The sequence below is a fragment of the Methanosarcina sp. MTP4 genome, assembly GCF_000970045.1.
Classification (GTDB): Archaea; Halobacteriota; Methanosarcinia; order Methanosarcinales; family Methanosarcinaceae; genus MTP4.
The window spans coordinates 2,560,971-2,581,599 of sequence record NZ_CP009505.1 but is presented as its reverse complement, the minus strand read 5'-3'; the positions used below and the strand labels follow the sequence as shown (position 1 = coordinate 2,581,599).

Below are 20,629 nucleotides of genomic sequence, written 5' to 3'. Positions count from 1 at the left end.
CCCCCGGACCGTATCAATCTGTGTTTTTTAGTCATCTGAATACCCTTTTTGGTCATACAAATATATTTTGTGGAAAAAGCTGTTCATACTCGCACGACCGTTGAGAGTCCGGGTTTTTTCGAACAGTGTGTTTCCCGGGGAGTCCGAATGAATGAAATCAAATCACCGAACTTTTTGAGGTGATTCTGAACTTGAATGACGATTGGGTCTGGCCCTAAAAGAGCGTTTTATAGAGCTTCACAGAGCTGAATTTTTTCTTTTCCCTCTATTTTTTTCCACTCGTTTTATCTGCTTGTTTCTTCCCTGCCTAAAAAGGGTTGTGGACCTTTTTTTTGCGGAATACCGGTTTATAACTCTCTGTAGATAAATCAAAAGCTTTATATTGGAATTTCACGTACTAGTCTCAACAACGCTGTACACAGTTGAGCATCATTTTCAAAAACCGTGCAGTATGGGCTTTATTGTTATACTGGTATTTACTGAGTCTTAAAAAAGCTTTAAGTAAGGCTCTGGGAATTTCAGTTTCTCTTTAAACCTTACTATAATCAGTTCTAATTAACCACTTGATTAGTTCTTTAATCAACTCCTCAATTTAATTGACTCCTCAATTTAAGTAAACCCTCGATTTAATTATCGAGTTTTTCCAATTTATCACCTACGGATCCGAGATGAGTATCATTGAGTAATAAAAAACTGTTAATGGGTAACGAGGCCATTGCGCTTGGGGCCATAGAAGCCGGAGTCCAGGTGGCTACCGGGTATCCGGGTACGCCTTCCACCGAAGCTCTGGAAACCGTAATCAGGTATTCGGAGAAGGGTGGAATCTACACCGAGTGGTCCAGTAACGAAAAAGTGGCACTTGAAACGGCTGTCGGGGCCGCGTATTCGGGGGCAAAAGCGCTTGTAACCATGAAGCAGGTGGGCCTGAACGTTGCATCCGACCCCCTGATGAGCCTTTCCTACATTGGGGTAAAGGGAGCCCTTGTCCTGCTGGTTGCCGATGACCCTGGGCCCCATTCCTCCCAGACCGAGCAGGACACCCGGGCTTTCGGGCATTTCGCAAACCTCCCGGTCCTGGACCCTGCCACGCCTCAGGAAGCCTACGAGCTCACAAAGCTGGCCTTTGAGCTTTCGCACGAGTACGAAATCCCCGTGATCCTCAGGACCACCACAAGGGTCTCTCACGGCTCCGGGGATGTGGAGATTGGGACGTCAGCCGGGATGGATGCCGGAATGGAAGCCGGACAGATAAAACCCGTTGCATGGGATTTCGAAGGCTTCACAAGAGACAGGCGCTGGACAATTTTTCCGCGGCTGACGGCTGAGAGGCATCCCTGGCTTGAGGGGCTGCAGGTACAGCTCTCGGAGCTTTTTTCCGCCCTCCCTTACAATACGGTTTCGGGGCAGGGAAAAATCGGGATCATGGCTTCGGGAGTTTCGGCTCTTTATGCAAAGGAAGCTATCAGGGGTTTTGAAGCCGGATTTACCCTCTTCAGGATAGGGACTGTCCATCCTTTTCCCGGAAAGGCTGCTCTTGACTTCCTGAAAGGGATCGAAAACCTGATTGTAATTGAAGAGCTGGACCCCTACCTCGAAGAAGAGGCCCTCAAGCTTATCGGAAAAGAACACCTCCAGGTGGACGTTTACGGGAAAAAGGACGGCTTTTTCCCGGTAAGCGGGGAATATTCCGTGGACCTCGTGATCGACGGCATCGACAAAGTGCTGGAAACTATAGGAATTGCTTCCCGCCTCTCCCATGCGTCCCCTGCAGTTTTGCGGGAGAAGCTGCCTCCCCTGCCTATCCGGGCCCCGACCCTTTGTGCGGGCTGTATGCATAGGACCGTCTTTTACGCTTTCAAGCAGGCCGCAAAACAGCTCAGAAAAGAAACGAAGGCGTTGCAAGCACCGGATACCGAGCAGACAGTGCAGGCAGTTCAGACAGATACGATTTTCTCGGGGGACATAGGCTGCTACACCCTGGGAAATGCCCATCCCCTGAACATGGTGGACACCTGCCTCTGTATGGGGGCGGGGGTAAGCATTGCAGGCGGGCTTTCCAGAACGAACCCTGAGGCCAAACACGTCGCCTTTATCGGGGACTCGACCTTTTTCCATTCCGGCATCCCTGCAGTGGTAAACGCAGTCTACAACGAGGCGGATATCACGCTTGCTGTCCTTGACAACCGGACAACCGCCATGACAGGGCACCAGCCTCATCCCGGAATCGGGGTGACAGCTCTCGGGAGCAGCTCGAAAGCCATTGACATTGCAAATGTGGTTCTGAGCTGTGGAGTCGAGTTTGTTAAGACCGTGGAAGTCGAAAGCCTGGCCGAATGTGTGGAAGCCGCAAAAGCTGCCATGGAATTCCGGGGGCCTTCGGCTGTTGTGTTCAAAGGGAAATGCGTCGGGATAACGAAATCCGACAAACGCTGCATAATCGACCCTGACCTCTGTACCGGCTGCGGCTTTTGCGTGAAACAGCTGGGCTGCCCTGCCCTGGCCCTTCCCGGTGGAGCGGTCGGGAAGAGCGGAGAGGATGCAGAGAAGGCAGGGAGCGTAGGGAATGCAGGGAACGCGGAGAGTGAAAAACCGCAGATCCTGGACAACTGCAGCGGCTGCGGGCTCTGTGCCGAAATCTGCCCTTCCGGAGCCATAAAGACTGAGGAGGTGCTGAGGTGAAATTCGATATCCTGATTGCAGGGGTCGGCGGGCAGGGCGTTGTGCTTGCTTCCCGGCTGCTTGCCCTTACCGCAATGAAAGCGGGTTTTCATGTGAGTACGGCTGAAACCATAGGGATGTCCCAGCGGGAAGGCTCGGTAAGCAGCCATATCCGGATAGGGGACGAAATTTCGGGTTCCCTGATCCCGGTTGGACAGGCGGACCTGCTCTTTGGCCTCGAACCCGCGGAAACCGTGAGGAACCTGGCTTTCCTGAAAAAAGGCGGGCAGGTGATCGTGAACACCCACGAGATCCCCCCTGCTTCAAAGCCTCCCGGAAGCCCTGACTACGACCCCGAGGGCCTGCTTTCCTTCCTGGAAGCAAGCTGTCCGGGCCTGCTCTGCCTTGATTTCACAAAACTTGCCGGGGAAGCCGGAACGCCTAAAGCCGCAAATGTTGCCATGCTGGGAGCCGTTGCAGGGACCGGAGTGCTGCCTTTTTCAAAAGAGACTCTTCAGGCAGTGCTCGAGGCTGAAATTCCCGAAAAGTACAGGGCAGTTAACAGCACAGCGTTTGAACGTGCAATGGAAGAGGTTTCCGGTATTTCCTGAATCTCCTATCTGAATTGGAAATTCCTTATACATACGGGAATAATCCCAATCTCCGGACAATTTCCAGATAATTTCCAGAATCTGGTTTCAATACTAATTCCCAAAATGCTAATTCCAGAAATTTATGCTAATCTCCGAAACCTGAGCGGAGAGCAGAAGGTGAAAAGAAATGTATGAAGTATCCGTGGATTCTGAGCTTGATCCGCAGGCCCAGCTCTATAGTCCCGAACTCTCGGAAAAAGATACCCTTTCAAAACTGAAAAGCCTGCTGAGGCGTGTAGCCGAAGGTAGTCCTTTCTACCAGAAGAAATTCAAGGAAGCAAATGTGGACATCGAGGAAATCGAGACCCTGGAAGACCTGAAAAAACTTCCTTTTACGACCAAGGAAGAGCTCAGGGACGCCTATCCCCTGGGGTTGCAGGCAGTTCCCGATTCTGAGGTCGTCAGGATCCATTCCTCTTCCGGGACCACTGGCAAGCCTGTGATCATCCCTTACACCAGGAAAGATGTGGACGTCTGGGCCGAGATGATGATGCGCTGCTATATGATGGCAGGCCTGAACAACCTGGACAGGATCCAGATCACTCCCGGGTACGGGCTCTGGACCGCAGGAATAGGATTCCAGCTCGGGGCCGAAAAACTCGGGGCTATGGCGGTTCCCACAGGGCCGGGAAATACCGAAAAGCAGCTTGAGATGCTGGCCGACCTGAAGTCGACAGCCCTTGCAAGCACCTCTTCCTACGCCCTGCTCCTGGCAGAAGAGATCGAAAAGCGTGGGATAAAGGACCAGATCCACCTCAGGGTAGGGATCGTGGGTTCCGAGCGCTGGAGCGAAAAGATGCGGAACAGGATCGAATCAGAACTCGGGATGGAGACCTTTGACATCTACGGGCTGACGGAAATCTACGGGCCCGGGATTGGCCTGGACTGCTCCCGGCATGAAGGAATGCACTACTGGTCCGACCACCTGCTCTTCGAGATCATAGACCCGATCACGGGAGAACAGCTTCCGAAAGGCACCCTGGGAGAACTGGTAATCACCACGCTCACCAAGGAAGGCGCTCCCCTGATCCGCTACAGGACCCGGGACCTGACCCGAATCATTCCCGGTCCCTGCAAGTGCGGCTGTCCCTTCCCGAGGATCGACCGGATCCTGGGCAGGAGCGATGACAGAATCAAGTTCAAGGCCGTAAACATCTATCCTGGCCAGGTCGAGGACATTATCCATAACAAAGTCCCCGGGGTAAGCAGCGAATACCAGATCTTCCTGACCCGCAAAGAAGGCAGGGACTCCATGCTCTTCAAGGTTGAAATTGAGGGTGCCGATGACCCTGATGGAAAAGCAAAGACCGAAAAAGCCCTGAAAAAAGCCTTCAAAGACTTCATCGGGGTCAGTGTCGATGTCGAGGCCGTGAAAATCGGGGACCTGCCAAGAAGCATGAAAAAGAGCAAAAGGGTGTTTGACGAAAGGGAACTTTGAGAGTCCCTCTTCATCAACTTTTGAGTTTCCCGATCACCTTCTGACTCATTTATTAACAGGGGCTTTTCCCTGTCTTATTTTTCCCCTGTCTTTTTTTGTTTTACTCTACCCTGTCTCCTCAATCCCCATCAATTCCTTTCTCGGGAGAGCAGGTCCTGAAAGGGGCATTTTGCCCGGGAATTTCTCCCGGACCGCCGCCTGTTCCGGAAGCTTCTTTTTCCATCTCAATGTCTTTCTTGTAAACGATGGTCCTGTATGGGAAGGGGATTTCAATGCCTTCCTTATCAAAGCGCTTCTTGATAGCTTCCCTTATCTGGCATCCTGAACCGTATGAAACGCTCCGGTCCTTGAACCAGACCAGCAGCCGCATGTTCACTGCGAAATCCCCGAGTTCTGTTACGTAGACTTCAATATCTCCCCTTTCCCGGAAGTCAGGGTCTACGGTGTACAGTGCAGGGTAAATGTCCAGAAGCCCCGTTTTCTGGGACTCTTTTTTCCTGAAGCCCGGCCTTAAAATGTTGTATTCCACTTTCTGGGGGGTCATGACGTTGGGATGTTTCCTGGCTTCTTCGATCATAAGTTTCCGGGCGAAGTCGATGTCGGCATCGTAGCTGATCCCGATGTCTATGGGCCAGATAATCGCAGGGTCTTCGATGGTCCAGTTAATGATGGATTCTTCGCTAATTATGGAGTTCGGGATTATAAGGCGCCGGTTGTCCCAGGTGGTGACCACCGTATGCCTGAGGTTCAGGTCCGTTACTTTCCCGTATTCGTTCATTATGTTGACCCTGTCTCCAACCCTGAAGGGCTGGAATATGGCAAGGGAGAGCCCTGCGATAATGTTGCTCAGCGTGCTCTGTGCCGCAAAACCGATAATGATACCTGCAAGTCCTGCAGAAGCAAGAAGGGCGGTGGCGATGTTCTGGAGGTCAGGGATGCTGAAGATGATAATCAGCAGGCCCATGAAATAGATTGCAGCGACCGTAATATGCCGGAACATCCTGAATGTGGTCATATCCACATGAAGCCGATCACTTGCGTTTTTCAGGTAACTCTGCATCAGGTGGTTTGCCAGCCTTGCAAAGAAAATGGTGCTCACTGTCACTATAAGAATAAAGACGAGTGTGTCCAGGTTGTTTGAAAACCAGTCAAAGGTCTGGCCAATCCCATCATCATATTGAGATAGATTTAAGGTAATGGCAGATTGCGGGAAATGCATGGTACCGGATGTTTGTTAGAGGCTTTATATAAACCTTAATGAAGATTCGATCATAAAACAATTTCCGGAAAAAAAAGGAAAAATGAAAGCCATAAAAAATGTAATATGGCAATTCAGGTCTTTTGGCTCTGTTTTTTCATTACTGCCAGTTCTATTCTGCCAGCTTTCTCCTGTTCGTTTTCTCCTGTTGAAAGAACCTGTTCAGGCAAAACCTCCTTCCTCTTTCATGTAGACCCAGTACCCTTCGTACGGTGCCACTTCAAAGATATCGGTCCCAACCTGGTTTTCGTTCAGTGTGCCGTTAAGGCCGTTGTAACCCACAAAGGCATAGGTGCCAGTGCCTTCTTCGTCAGGGACCCAGGGTCCGATGACCTTTGCGTAATAGTCAGCTATGGAAAGCAGTACCGTATCTGCCGGAAGGGCTTCTTCTACCGGAGATCCTATTGCGTTCCATCCCTGGTTCAGTTTCATGCTCGGCGGGACAGCAGCCACCTTTCTCTCGGTTTCAGCGAACTGCTCGGAGGCATCAAACTCGACCGTTGCCGGGGCATTGATCCAGTACCCCTTCAGGGGTTCCAGGTCAGTGGGTGTCTCAAAGAGTTCGCTTGTAGCGTTGTAATAGAGCAGGGCATTGTAATCCACACCATCAAGCAGGGACTCAACGGTTGTATTCTCGGCTTCGAAGGGAATCGAGAAGAAGTACCATATCAAAGGCGGTTCTTCCGGCGGGACCAGGACCGCATCGATTACGTGGATGACTCCGTTGCTGGCTTCGACGTCTGCGACTATTATTTCTGCATCGTCAACAAAGACCCTTCCGTCCTCTGTCACGTTTACTGTGATGTTGCTTCCCTGTAATGTCATTATTTCTGTCAGGTTCACAACATCCTCTGCCATCAGTTTCCCGTCCGCCACATGGTAGAGCAGGATTTCTGTTAGCATATCGGTGTCACTCTGCAGGGCTTCAATAGTCTCGTTTGGCAGTGCTGCAAATGCGTCGTCCGTTGGTGCGAACACCGTGAAGGGCCCTTCTGCTTTCAGGGCATCTGTCAGGTTTGTGGCATTAAGCGCTGCCAAAAGTGCTGTGAAGTTTCCGTCGGCTTCTGCCGTTTCAATGATGTCCAGTTCTTCCGGTTCCGGTTCCGGTTCCAGTGGGACCAGGACAGCATCGATCACGTGGATGACTCCGTTGCTGGCTTCGACGTCCGCGACTATTATTTCCGCTTCGTCAACAAAGACTCTTCCGTCCTCTGTCACGTTTACTGTGATGTTGCTTCCCTGAAGCGTAGTTATGTTTGTCAGGTTTGCGACATCTGCTGCCATCAGTTTCCCGTCCGCCACATGGTAGAGCAGGATCTGTGATAGGGCTTCGGTATCGTTCTGCAGGGCTTCAATAGTCTCGTTTGGCAGTGCTGCAAATGCGTCGTCCGTTGGTGCGAACACCGTGAACGGCCCATCTCCCTTCAGGGCATCTGTCAGGTTTGTGGCATTAAGTGCTGCCAAAAGTGCTGTGAAGTTTCCGTCCGCTTCTGCCGTTTCAATGATGTCCATTTCCTCCGGTTCCGGCTCGGGTTCTGGCTCGGGTTCCGGTTCCAGTGGGACCAGGACAGCATCGATCACGTGGATGACTCCGTTGCTGGCTTCGACGTCCGCGACTATTATTTCCGCTTCGTCAACAAAGACCCTTCCGTCCTCAGTCACGTTTACTGTGATGTTGCTTCCCTGAAGCGTGGTTATGTTTGTCAGGTTTGCGACATCTTCTGCCATCAGTTTCCCGTCCGCCACATGGTAGAGCAGGATCTGTGATAGGGCTTCGGTATCGTTCTGCAGGGCTTCAATAGTCTCGTTTGGCAGTGCTGCAAATGCGTCGTCCGTTGGTGCAAACACCGTGAAGGGCCCATCTCCCTTCAGGGCATCTGTCAGGTTTGTGGCATTAAGTGCTGCCAAAAGTGCTGTGAAGTTTCCGTCGGCTTCTGCCGTTTCAATGATGTCCATTTCCTCCGGTTCCGGCTCGGGTTCCGGTTCTTCCGGCGGGACCAGGACAGCATCGATCACATGGATAACTCCGTTGCTGGCTTCGACGTCCGCGACTATTATTTCCGCTTCGTCAACAAAGACCCTTCCGTCCTCAGTCACGTTTACCGTTATGTTGCTTCCCTGGAGCGTGGTTATGCTTGTCAGGTTTGCGACATCTGCTGCCATCAGTTTCCCGTCCGCCACATGGTAGAGCAGGATCTGTGACAGGGCTTCGGTATCGTTCTGCAGGGCTTCAATAGTCTCGTTTGGCAGTGCTGCAAATGCGTCGTCCGTTGGTGCGAACACCGTGAAGGGCCCATCTCCCTTCAGGGCTTCTGTCAGGTTTGTGTCATTAAGCGCTTCCAGGAGAGCTGTGAAGTTTCCGTCCGCTTCTGCCGTTTCAATGATGTCCATTTCCTCTGGCTCGGGTTCCGGTTCTACAATGGTGATGTTCACCTCGTAGCTAGCTTCCTCGATTACCGGGTCTCCCCCTTCGTCAAGAGTGTACAGGAATTTTACATTGTCGCCGATGTTCACCGTGTTCAGGCCGAAGTCTTCCGGAGCTAATTCATCGTTTATGAATATGAACCAGAATTCTCCTCTGGTAGCGTTGTTTTCTATTCCATCGATGCTCTCAAGGATGAATGCCCCGGTTTCATTGAACTCCTCATCCGAAGCGTTGAAGGAAAGCTCGCTGGCGTTAAGTGCTCCAATGTCGGTGAAGTTATCGAGCTCATAACTGGCAGTTTCATTGTTGCTCGGGACGAAGGTAAAGTTCCCCGGGATAAGGACAACGTCGTCATCGAAACGCACATCCGGTCCCTCTTCCTCTTCCGGAGGGATCAGGACGGCGTCGATCACATGGATTACCCCGTTGCTTGTTTCGATGTCCGAGATGATTATTTCAGCCTCGTTAATAAGCACCTTTGCGCTCCCTTTAGCGTCCACGGTGAGGTTACTTCCCTGCAGAGTTGTTATTTCTGTCAGGTTTACCAGATCCGCTTCCATCAGTTTTTCATCAACCACATGGTAGAGGAGGATTTCTGTCAGTGCTTCCGTATCGTTCAAAAGCGCTTCCAAGGTCCCTTCCGGCAGGGCTGCAAAGGCTTCGTCCGTCGGGGCGAATACCGTGTACGAGCCATTCTCACTGAGAGTTATATTAAGGCTTGTAGCATTGAAGGCAGTCGAAAGGATAATGAAGTTTCCGTCCTCTGCCATTGCTTCTGCAATATTTTTGTTTTCCCCATCCGGCGCCGCCGCGGCGCAGGAAGCCATACTTATAAGTAACAAAATTGTTAAAGTATGTACTAAACAGTTAAATTCCTATCTAATACTTGATTCCCCCACTTGTTTCTTTCAGTAGACACGAACCCTGTTCTGATCTGACTGATTTTTTTTTGTGTGAATATGTATTAATTCCAATCTAATATATCATAAGAAAAGTATTTGTATTTTGTTATTTATATTATTTAATAATGAATATTAATCTTTTTATAAAAATTCTTGCGACTATTATAAAATAGGAAGTTGCTCTTGATTTCACTTACTTCTAAAATCTTTTAATTCTATTTTTTATCATACTTTTTCTTCTATGCTCCAGCATATCTCCAAAATTCCTGTTTCCACTTACAGATCCCTTTTCCGGAATTATTGATTTTGGGGATTTTGTCAGTAAACCTGTATTTGGAACTTCATACATGTAAAAAAGTTAACTGTGCTACGAAACTGTGCTACAGGAATCAGATATATTAGTTAATTTTTATCTTTTTCCCGTCTTGGAAACGTTGTCTTAAAGTGTCTCTAAGAGTGGCTAAACATGTCATAAAAAAGACATCTGTTAACTGTGCAAAATTATAATCGGCACAATAACATTTGTCTATTAGTTCTTTCTTGTGCTGTAAAGTGCACAAAGTGATTTTTAAATAATGTGCCGTAAAATCGGTTAAACCTGTCATAAAGTTGCGAGAAAAATATAGAGATAGTTGTGAGAATAATAGAAGAGGGAACAAACCTTCGGGTAAGCAGAAAAAGGAAAGCCATTTTTAAGCCGGATTCAGGAAAAAAATGGGGAAGGAAGGGTTTTACTTCCTTTCCTTTGCATACGCAACAATTGCGTCCTTGACTCCGTATTTAAAGGCTACAACGAATGCGATACCCCATGCCAGAGGCCCGAAGAAGAGGTAGAGGATACCGGTGTCAATAAGCATCGTGTCCAGGGCGAGAAGGACCACGATCAGGAACAAAAAGCCTCTCAAGAGAGGAATTATGATATTCGCTCCCTCGATTTCCATACCTTTTACCATGTTGCTCAGGTAGTCCATGATAATGTCAATGGTCAGAACCCCTATCATAAGGATCAGAATTCCAATAAGGAGCCGTGGCAGGTATTGGGTTATGTCCACCAGAAGTGCCGTGAACAGAGGCAGCCTCAAAATGTCCACTGCTGCCGTAATGAAGAGCAGATAGCCGAAGAGCCTGATCAACCCGGCTACTATTCCCGAAGCCGTCAACCCTCCAGATTTTAATGAATCCCCGAAGGGAGTACTTTCAAATTTATCGTCAACCCCGGTTGCAACAAGTAGCTTTTTTGCCGTATCGCTAATGAAATCAACGATCAGCAGTCCTATGAGCAGGACAATGAAAGCTGAGATCACAAGTGGGATGTAGTAGATGACCTGGGTGATGAAGTCTGCTACTATCTGGATATCCAGCAGGTCTATAATAATCACTGCGAAGATAATGTAGATGAACCACCGGATAACGGCCGCAAAAAAGCCAACCGTACTCATATCTGCTTTTTTTATCATGCCACCGATAGCCGTTTTTTCAACGAGGTCATCAAGTCCTATCTTATCCAGAACCTTCGATCCCAGGTTACCCAGAACCACTCCCACGATCTTTCCGACGATCAGCAGAAGGATAACCACTACGAGGGTCGGAATAAAAGCAATGAACTGGTCTACCATAGTGAGTAAACTATTCATGATTTCCGATTCAGCCATAATAACCACTCCCAATATCGCTTGTGTTAAAGGATCACTTTTCAGGATTATTTCTCAAGCTACCCCTTTTTGGAGAAATATTCCAATTTATATATACTCCATATTATATTATCCGGTATATAATACATATAGCTTTCTGAGATTTAGCTTTCTGAGATTTAGCTTTCTGAGATTTAGCTTTCTGAGATTTGTGGAGGGCCTGTTTTTGAAAACGGATTACCTGTACGAATCCGGCTTATCATGACAGCTGCAAGTAGCAGGGATGACCCCGAACTACGGTAAGGGATGAGCCGGGACTCCGGCAAGGGGAAACTAGGGACTTATGTAAAATTGTTTGGACAGAAACTTAAACTAATTTCAGTGTCAATTTCCATTTGGGAACAGGGGATAAAACAGTGAAAGTCAGGATGTTTGAAAGGAAGAAATCGAAAGTCGGCATGGCTCCCGGTACGCTGGTGCATGTGGGGGAGAAAAAGGCCGAGAGGGTCGTGGTCAGGGTCTGGGCTTACAATCAGAGTGAGCTGATAGAAAAAGAGCTGGAAACTGTCGACGATTGCCTGGTTTTCAAAGACAGGCCCGACCTTAATGTCTGGATCAACGTTGACGGGCTTGACCGGGTCGAGGTTATCGAAAAACTCGGCGACTGTTTCGGAATTCATCCCCTTACCCTGGAAGACATCCTGAATACCGGGCAGCGGCCCAAGATGGAGGATTACGAGTCTTATATTTATACCGTCCTGAAGATGATGCTCCTTTCCAAAACCTGGGACGAAGACCTGGAAGAAATAATCGTGGACCAGGTTAGCATCATTCTGGGTCCGAACTTTCTTCTTTCGTTCCAGGAAAGGGAAGGGGATGTTTTTGGCCCTATCCGGGAGCGGCTCAGGAAACCCGATTCCAGGCTCCGGAAGTCCGGGGTCGATTACCTGGCTTATTCCCTGATAGATTCCGTTATCGACTATTACTTCGTTATACTCGAGAATTTCGGGGAAAAGGTCGAAGACCTTGAAGACGAACTGATAAGCGACCCGAGGTCTGAAACCCTGCACACCATCCAGAGATATAAAAGGGATATGATCCTGCTCCGGAAGTCCGTCTGGCCTCTCCGGGAAATGATTAACGGAATGCAGAAAGTGGAGTCCGGGTTTATTAAAGAGTCAACCCGGATCTACCTGCGCGACGTCTACGACCACACAATCCAGGTCATCGATTCCATTGAGGCTTTCCGGGATATCCTCTCCTCCATGCTCGACGTCTACCTCTCCAGCGTGAGCAACAAAATGAACGACATCATGAAAGTCCTCACCATCATCGCCACAATTTTCATCCCCCTCACTTTCATCGCAGGCGTTTACGGCATGAACTTCGAGTACATGCCTGAACTAAGGTGGAAACTGGGTTATCCGGCAGTCATGGCCTTCATGATATTGATCGGGATCTCCATGTTTTCCTACTTTAAGAAGAAGAAATGGCTCTGAACCGGAATCTTTACCTTTATTTTATACTCTTATTTTATACCCTTATTTGATACTCTTATTTTATACCCTTATTTTATACCCTTATTTGATACTCTTATTTGATACTCTTATTTCCTTTCTTCAAGAGCATCCCTTATTTTTTTGACCGTAAGAGCCCCGGGGGTCCCTTTCATGTTGTGGGGAGGCCAGTCCCCTGATTTAATTTCTTCCGAGTTTTCGTCGTGTTCGTCTTCAAGGAGCAGGATGAGTTCAATATCGTCGGGAATGTCGTCTACCATCTTTGCCCCGCAGACCTTGAGTTCCCCCAGGGCTTCTTTTCCTTTTTCCTCATCAAAGGGGACAGTGCAGCCCTTCACGACGTTTGTCCGAAGACCCCTTTCAAGAAAGCCTAGAGAGTTGTGGTAGATACAGACCTCGTCAACCAGACCTGTTATGAACACTTCACCAATGCCCAGTTCCGCAAGCTCCAGTTCGAGTCTCGGGTTTGTAAAGGCGTTGTAATGGTCTTTCGGAAGCCTGAGCACTGCGACATTTCCCCTGCTCAGGACCTTTTTCACAAGTTCCACTATCGGGCCAATGATTGTTTTCCCCAGTGGGGCTGCGAGTCGCCCCTCATACTCTTTGTTTTCATGTTCGTATTTCTCAAACACGAAGTCATTAGTCATGTCTATGATAACCAGTGCTTTCAAGCTTTCACCCTTATCTTCGTTTTTACCCTAATCCACGTTATTCAAAATAAGTTTACCCCAGGGTCCCGTTCTTAGCTTTTCTCAGGCAGGTTTTCTTTGCGATTCATGGATTCATCCCTGAAATTCCGGTATGGTGCAGGCTTGTGGTGGGAGAATATTTTGTTTTTCACGGATAGCCTGTTTTTTTGGTAAACTGTCGTACATACGAAAAGAATAAAAAGCTTAATAGCATCTAAAAAATAAAAAACATGAATTGTTTATTTGCTTGTAATGTAAAAAAGTAGCATGTTTTTTTTGAAAAGTTTTCGAAAATCCTTAATTTAAGGCTCTTATAAGGTTCCAATCTACCTCTTTAAGCTTCAATGAACTAAAAAATCAAAATGAAACGGATAAAAGGATAAAATGCTAAAAAAAAACGTTATATTTTTCTCTCTTGCTGCGATATGCCTCCTGCTAGGGCAAGCGGCAGCAGTTTCAGAAAGCCTGACTTATACAGAAAATGGATATATTACATTTGAAAATAATGAGTATCAAACATTTGAAAATAATGAATATATATCTTGTGAAACTAATATATATGTTACATCTGAAAATGTTTCTTCAGAACTTTTTACTCTTGCTCCTTTGAATCCTGATTTTGAGGAGTATCAGGAAAAAGAAGAGCTAAGTGAAGAACGGATATTCCTTACCTCCAGTGAACCTTTCTTTCCTGAAATCGCAAATTCCGGAGAAAGGGCCGAAAATTTAGTAACGGGACTCACTCCAGCCCCCGTGGATCTCTCACACCTGAAAACTGTTAAAAGTCCGGAGGGCCTGAATAATTATCATGTGTCTGATGAGCCTCCCGTTTCTTATGACCTCCGGGCTCTTGGGTATGTGAGCCCTGTCCGGGACCAGAAGGACGCAGGAAGCTGCTGGACATTTGGGGCTTATGCATCCCTTGAATCTTACATTCAAAAAACAGACGGAAAAAATTGGGACCTTTCCGAAAACAACATGAAAAACCTGCTTTCCAAGGATTATCCTGAAGGTTTTGACCGCAGTTATGATGACGGCGGAAACGAGTTTATAAGTACGGCTTATCTTGCCCGCTGGAGCGGCCCGGTAAGTGAAACCGATGACTCTTATGACCCTCACTCCGGGGCCTCTCCGACAGACCTTCCTGCCCTGAAGCGTATTCAGGAAGTGCTCTTCCTCCCGGCAAGAAGTGGCTCCGGAGATAACGACCTTATCAAATGGGCCCTGATGAATTACGGGGTGCTTGACTCTAGCATTCATTTTTCTTCCGATGCTTATGACTCGCTCAACTGCAGTCATTATTACTCAGGTTCGGAACCGGCAAACCATATGATAGGCATCGTGGGCTGGGACGATTCTTTTGACCGAAACAAATTCACTCCTGCAGCTCCGGGAGACGGGGCATTCATTGTCAAGAATTCCTGGGGGACCGGTTGGGGAGATAAAGGATTCTTCTATGTTTCGTATTATGATACTGCCATCGGGACCGGGAATGCCGTCCATACGGCCGAAGACCTCGGTTCCTATTCCCATATGTATCAGTATGACCCCCTGGGCTGGGTCGAAAGTATAGGGTATTCGGGAAGCAACACAGCCTGGGCAGCCAACGTCTTTACAGCCGAAGCCGCCGAAACCCTTGAAGCTGTGAGTTTCTATACCCCTGCCTCTGGCACCGATTATGAAATCTACATCTACACTGATCCGGTTGAAGGGCCAGTAAACCCCGGCGGGGCAGAAACTTCCGTTAACGGGACAATCCCCCTTGCGGGTTACCATACGGTTTCCCTGGAATCCGGAGTCCCACTCGAGCCCGGGCAGAACTTTTCAGTGCTTGTAAAATTTACTACCCCTGATTATTCCTATCCTGTGGCGGTTGAATACCCGCTGGAAGGGCACAGCAGCAAAGCGAGGGCAAACCCCGGGGAGAGTTTCTTCAGCCCGGACGGGGAAAGCTGGGTGGACACTTCTCTTGCTGTGGAAAACATGAGCGTCTGCATTAAAGCCTTCACAAACCGGAGCGAGGCGGCAGAAGCTGCTTTCACGGCCAATATGACCTCGGGCCCGGCTCCGCTGACGGTCGAGTTTATTGATGCAAGTACTTACTCTCCCGCGGCCTGGTACTGGGACTTCGGGGACGGAAACAATTCAACGGCCCGTTTCCCTGCCCATACCTATGCGGGAGCCGGAAAGTACAATGTCACACTCCGCGTGGAAAACGAATACGGATACAGCACTACTGAAAAAACGGAATTGATAAGCGTAACTGACGCTTCCCTGCTCTATGTGGACGACGACGGGACTGCGGACTTTTCTTCCATCCAGGCAGCGGTTGACGCTGCTTCCCCCTACGCTACAATCATTGTCAGAAACGGTACTTACACGGAGAACGTGGATGTTGACAGGGCTCTTACAATCATTTCCGAGTCCGGGCCTGAGTACACGGAAGTAAAGGCTGCAAACCCGAAAGATTCCGTATTCTACGTAACGGCAGATGGGGTTAACATTTCAGGTTTTTCCGTAAGTGGGGGGTCCGAACTTCTGTCTTCTTCTACCTACTCCACCGCCGGGATCTGGCTCTATGAGGTAAGGGACTGCAACATAAGCGGAAACGTGCTTTCGGACAATTGCTGCGGAATTTATGTGATTTCTTCAGGGAACTGTACCCTTAACGGGAACAGGGCCGAATCCAACGGCTTCGGAATCTATCTGTACAGGTCGGAAGGGAATAGTCTGAGAAACAACTTGATGGAAAACAACTCTTACAATTTTGCAATTCCGGGCGCTTCAACCAAACAGGACATTGACGAAAGCAACACGGTTGACGGAAAGCCTATCTACTACCTTGTAAACGAAAGCGACCTTGTCCTAAATTCAGGTTCGCATGCCGGAACAGTTTATTGTATTGATTGCCAGAACATAACAGTCCGGGACCTGAACCTCTCCGGAAATTACTATGGGCTTTATCTCTACAATACAGCGGATTCCCACTTAGAGAACATTAGCTCGTATGATAACGATTATGGGTTCTACATAGGAGATTCCTCCGGCTTAAATTTCACGGACAACTCCGCAAGTTCAAACCGTTACGGGCTTTACCTTGAAGGTTCGGAATTTGAATCTTTCTCCTGCAATAGAATGGATGAGAATATATTCAACTTTGAAATTTATGGGGATTGTTCTTCACAAAGCGTGCCCTATATGGATTCAAGCAACCTGCTGGACGGAAAGCCCCTGTACATCCTTTCCGGAGTTTCCGATGATGTCCTGGATTCGGGGTCTGATGCAGGTTCTGTTTATTTGTTTAACTGCCTGAACGTAACAGTCAGGGACCTGGTGTTCCGGGACAGCCTGTTCGGAGTCTACCTTTACGGGACGGAAAGGGCATCAATCGAAAACAATACGTTCTCTGGTAACCGGTACGGAGTGTACCTTGACTGTTCCGGGAACATTGCGGTACAGGGAAACAATCTTTCGGATAATTCCCGGGGTATCTACCTGACAGCCTCTTCGGGAAACACCCTGGCAAACAACACGCTGGACGAAAATTCGGCATACGGGATATATCTTTCCGGGTCCCGGGATAACATTATATGCAGCAACAACGCCTCCGGAAGTTTTGCCGGAATTTATGTCGCATACTCCGATGAAAACATTATCGTGGAAAACATTGCTTCTAATAATACTCTCGGGCTCCTTCTGCTTGGTTCGGAATACAACACCCTGACAGCAAACACCGCAAATTCAAACAGTGAAAGCGGATTTGACCTGACCATCAGCCGGCACAACACCCTCTCGGGGAACGCCGCTCTGGATAACTCCCGCGGAATTACTCTTCAGGGCTGGGCCGGGGAAGCCTGGACTGCGGATAACGTCCTGTGCTCCAACAAGGTTTCAAATAACTCGGAACTCGGGATCTGGCTTACAGTAGCCGAAAATAACACCCTCTACGGAAATTCTTTCAACAACACAAAGAACGTTGAGGACAGCGGCGACAACATCTGGAGCACCATGATCGGGAACTACTGGAGCGATTATACGGGTTCTGACGCTGACGGAAATGGGGTGGGGGATACTCCCTACGTTGTCAACTCCCTCACCTCAAGCAGGGATTACCTGCCTCTCACCAGGGAACCGGGTGTCCCGCTTACCTTTACGATAGGCTACGGAGATGAAGATTTCCCCTCGATCCAGGCGGGTGTGGATGCTGCGTGGGAAGGGGATACTCTGCTTGTAAGCCCTGGAACTTATACGGAGGACGTGCAGGTAAACAAATCCGTTAGCATCATTTCTTCATCCGGGAACCCTGAAGACACAATTGTCCGTGGGGCTGTTCCTGATGAACACGTTTTCAACGTGACTGTCGATTCCGTAAGCATCAACGGGTTTACCGTGTCCGGGGCTTCCGGAGAAAATGCTGAAGGGAATGCTGCAGGGGTCTATCTGGATGGAGTATCAGGCTGCGATTTAAGCGGAAATGTCCTTTCTGATAGCTATTTCGGGGCATGGTTAAGTGAGTCCGAAAACTGTTCCCTTTCCGGAAATACCGTGGCCGGAGGAAGGTTCGGGATTTACTTTGAGGGCTCCGATAACAATACTGCAGTTGAAAACAGCATAAATTCGGTTTCTACCTGTGGGCTCTGGCTGGAAGAAGCCTCAGGAAACGAACTCTCCGGAAACGAGTTGCAGGACAATGGATACGGGATTGCGGTCCTGGGCATGAGTAATGAAAACGACCTGCACAACAACACTATAAGCGAAAGTGACTATTATGGGCTCTGGCTTTCGGGTTCGGGGGCAAATGTCCTGAGAAACAATTCGATGCAGGCCAATGCTTTCGACTTCATGGACGAATATTTCTTTTTGGGATATCTCCCTCCAAATGACGTCGATACCAGCAACTTGGTGGACGGAAAACCGATATATTACCTTGTGGGTGAGTCGGACCTTGTCCTCGATTCGGCTTCAAATGCCGGAACTGTCTATCTTATGGGCTGTGAAAACGTAACGATAAAGGACCTTGTGCTCGAAAAGAACGGGTTCGGGGTTTTTGTCTCCGAATCTTCGAATTCCACCCTTTACAACCTCTCAGTATCCGACAACGAGTATGGGATTCTGGGCCTGGTAGACCTCGACGGCAACTGTTCAAACAACACCGTGGAGAATAATATTTATGGGATCTATCTTGTTGCCGGGGAAAACAACTTCCTGGAGAACAACAGCATCTCGGAAAATGAGTTTGGACTAATGCTTGCTTCCTATTCCAGCGTCCTGAGAAACAATCTTATTTCAGGCAACGAGTACAACTTCGGAGCTTTGCCCTTTATAGCAGGCGGAACCGCTGATATAGATACAAGCAACCTTGCGGACGGAAAGCCAATTTATTACCTTACAGGGGAATCCGATAGGGTACTTGATGCCGCCTCAAATGCAGGGACAGTGTATCTCTTTGACTGTGTAAACATAACGATCAGGGACCTGGTGCTTGAGCACAACATGTACGGCATTAGCCTTTACAATACTACGAATTCAAGTCTGGTAGGAAATCATATTAGCAGTAACGATGAAGGGCTTGTGCTTTACGATTCTTGCAATAACAGCATCTACAACAATCTTTTCATGAATTTGGCTAACGTCCAACTCATGGGAAATTGTTCCGGAAACACCTGGAACATCAGCAAGACCGAGGGGCCAAATATCCTCGGGGACCCGTATATCGGGGGCAATTGCTGGGCAAACCCGCAGGGGACAGGTTTTTCCGAAGTCACACCTGATGCCAATGAAGACGGGTTCTGTGATGCCCCTTACGAGATTCCGGGATCCGGAAACCAGTTTGACAGCCTCCCCCTCTACAAAGCTCCCGAAGTTACCGATGACGGAGAAGACGAAGAAGACGAAATAGAACACAGTGGAAGCAGTGGGAGCCGTGCAGCTCTTTTCAGTGGCGTCTCGGGAGTGCCTTCTATCAATGTCCTTACAGCAAGCTTTTCCAGGCAGCAGGTTCTTGCAGGCCAGCAGGCAGAGTTCAGATTTAGTGAACCCGACTGCATTGTTACGGGCATAAGCTTTGTTTCGAGGACCAGTGCAGGGACTGTAACCGGGAAAGTGGAGGCTTTGAAAGGCCTGCCTGAAACGGTTCCGGAAGCTCCGGAAGGCGAGATATACCGGTACATGAACATAATTGTCGGGAGCCAGTTTTTCGGGGAATCCGGGACGTTTGATGGTGCGGTAATCGACTTTAAGGTCCCCCGTACCTGGGTGGAAGAAAACATGGTCGATGAAGCAAGCATCGTCCTGAACCGCTTCCATAACGATGTCTGGGTCCCGCTTACAACTGAAAAAACCGGAGAAGACGCCGAATTCTTCTACTTCAGGGCCGAAACCCCGGGCTTTTCCTACTATTCGATTACAGGAGAAAAGACAGGTGCCATTACGATAACGCTAGCAGAAACACCCGGCTCCGGAGAAGAAGTACAGGAAGTAACGGGTAACGAAGTTCCGAAAGCAACCTCTGAAGAAGAAAATAAAAGTCCGGGCTTTGGGCTTGTCTTTGCAGTTGCGGGAATTCTTTTCGTACTGTTCCTGTTGAAAAAGAAGTAAGGAGGAGAAAAATAGGATAAAATATGACCTGAAACGCTATACTGTGAGGGGAAATCATTTTCCCTTCCATTTTTTTTGATTTCTTTTTTGATTTCTTTCTTATAAGTTTGGTCAATATTATAAATCATTTAATTAATTTTTTTAAGGTTTATTTTGTCGATCTCCCAACGTTACGAGGTTGGTGTTTTTGAGTAAATAGAAATAAATGAAACATTTTTCGATTTGCTTTTCAGGTAACGACGCTCTCACCGGTCAGCTTGCTGACCGGCCTTTTCAATAAAGTGTATGTAGACAAGCAAAAGAGTAAACAGATGACCTAAAAGTTCATTTTCATGAGTAAAAAGTTCGTTGTAATGACTGAAGTTTATTGTGATGATTGAGAAGTGAATTGAGATAACCAAAAAAGATATTGGTATAACCATAAAGGGTATTGGTATAACTATAAAGGGTATTGGTGTAACCATGTGGGTATTGATGTGACCATAAAAGGTATTGGTATGACCATAAAAAATATTGGTATAGCCATAAAGGATATTGAGATGACCAAAAAAAGAATCTCAATAACTTAATAATGCATTCTTATAAATACAAATGGCATCCAGTTGACTGAATGGAAGACTTCAGTAAAAAATACAAGGGTTCAATTTGAAATTAGTGTGCTTTTGAAATTAATGTGCTAGCAGTCACAACCTAAAAATCACTCTTTTTTCAGATCTCTTTTTTATTTCTTTTTGGGGAGGCGCCGCCAGGCAAGCTGGCGGGGATATCCTGAAACACCTGGACTGAAAAAAGGTTCCCGGGGTAAACGGGCTTACTTCTCTGGCAAGTTGGCGGGGGATTCCTCTAGCGCCTGGACTGATA

General features: G+C 48.1%; 9 protein-coding genes. 5 read left to right on the top strand and 4 right to left on the bottom strand.

The features are described 5' to 3' along the window. Nucleotides 1-678 precede the first annotated feature (678 nt). The 3 genes from iorA (at nt 679) to MSMTP_RS10650 (ending at nt 4,749) form a co-directional block, all read left to right on the top strand. Nucleotides 679-2,679 carry an indolepyruvate ferredoxin oxidoreductase subunit alpha gene (gene iorA / locus MSMTP_RS10660; RefSeq protein WP_048179118.1) on the top strand — a complete coding sequence of 667 codons (2,001 nt, stop codon included), beginning with the start codon at nt 679-681 and terminating at the stop codon, nt 2,677-2,679. Next, nucleotides 2,676-3,269 (top strand): indolepyruvate oxidoreductase subunit beta, encoded by a 594-nt coding sequence (locus tag MSMTP_RS10655; RefSeq protein WP_048179116.1) that lies wholly within the window; start codon nt 2,676-2,678, stop codon nt 3,267-3,269. The genes iorA and MSMTP_RS10655 overlap by 4 nt, the downstream gene beginning before the upstream one ends. A 169-nt stretch (nt 3,270-3,438) precedes the next feature. Further along, nucleotides 3,439-4,749 carry a phenylacetate--CoA ligase family protein gene (locus MSMTP_RS10650; RefSeq protein ID WP_048179113.1) on the top strand — a complete coding sequence of 437 codons (1,311 nt, stop codon included), beginning with the start codon at nt 3,439-3,441 and terminating at the stop codon, nt 4,747-4,749. A gap of 118 nt (nt 4,750-4,867) precedes the next feature. On the opposite strand, the gene MSMTP_RS10645 is transcribed toward MSMTP_RS10650, so the two are convergent. The 3 genes from MSMTP_RS10645 to MSMTP_RS10635 form a co-directional block, all read right to left on the bottom strand. Next, complete coding sequence (locus MSMTP_RS10645) at nt 4,868-5,968, bottom strand: mechanosensitive ion channel family protein (protein ID WP_082090590.1); 1,101 nt, start codon at nt 5,966-5,968, stop codon at nt 4,868-4,870. Nucleotides 5,969-6,169: 201 nt separating this feature from the next. Then, the gene (locus MSMTP_RS10640) at nt 6,170-9,259 is read right to left on the bottom strand and encodes a fasciclin domain-containing protein (protein ID WP_197076069.1); all 3,090 of its coding nucleotides are present in this window, start codon (nt 9,257-9,259) and stop codon (nt 6,170-6,172) included. An 806-nt stretch (nt 9,260-10,065) separates the two neighbouring features. Then, nucleotides 10,066-10,986, bottom strand: a complete 921-nt coding sequence (locus MSMTP_RS10635; RefSeq protein ID WP_048179111.1) for a hypothetical protein — start codon at nt 10,984-10,986, stop codon at nt 10,066-10,068. A gap of 437 nt (nt 10,987-11,423) precedes the next feature. On the opposite strand from MSMTP_RS10635, the gene corA reads away from it, so the two are divergent. Further along, entirely contained in the window at nt 11,424-12,464 is a 1,041-nt protein-coding gene (gene corA / locus MSMTP_RS10630) for a magnesium/cobalt transporter CorA (protein ID WP_048183375.1), read from the top strand. 107 nt (nt 12,465-12,571) lie between these two features. Here corA and MSMTP_RS10625 read toward each other — a convergent pair whose 3' ends face one another. Further along, complete coding sequence (locus MSMTP_RS10625) at nt 12,572-13,153, bottom strand: cysteine hydrolase family protein (RefSeq protein WP_048179109.1); 582 nt, start codon at nt 13,151-13,153, stop codon at nt 12,572-12,574. A gap of 624 nt (nt 13,154-13,777) precedes the next feature. Between MSMTP_RS10625 and MSMTP_RS10620 the strand changes: the two genes are divergently transcribed. Next, a complete protein-coding gene (locus tag MSMTP_RS10620; RefSeq protein WP_197076068.1) occupies nt 13,778-19,768 on the top strand; it encodes a NosD domain-containing protein in 5,991 nt (1,996 codons plus the stop codon). The last annotated feature ends 861 nt before the right edge of the window (nt 19,769-20,629 follow it).

Bases quoted from the DNA above. Each gene is read 5' to 3' on its own strand.
- MSMTP_RS10645 (WP_082090590.1), bottom strand. From the start codon at position 5,968: ATGCATTTCCCGCAATCTGCCATTACCTTAAATCTATCTCAATATGAT.
- MSMTP_RS10650 (WP_048179113.1), top strand. From the start codon at position 3,439: ATGTATGAAGTATCCGTGGATTCTGAGCTTGATCCGCAGGCCCAGCTC.
- corA (WP_048183375.1), top strand. From the start codon at position 11,424: ATGGCTCCCGGTACGCTGGTGCATGTGGGGGAGAAAAAGGCCGAGAGG.
- MSMTP_RS10640 (WP_197076069.1), bottom strand. From the start codon at position 9,259: ATGGCTTCCTGCGCCGCGGCGGCGCCGGATGGGGAAAACAAAAATATT.
- MSMTP_RS10635 (WP_048179111.1), bottom strand. From the start codon at position 10,986: ATGGCTGAATCGGAAATCATGAATAGTTTACTCACTATGGTAGACCAG.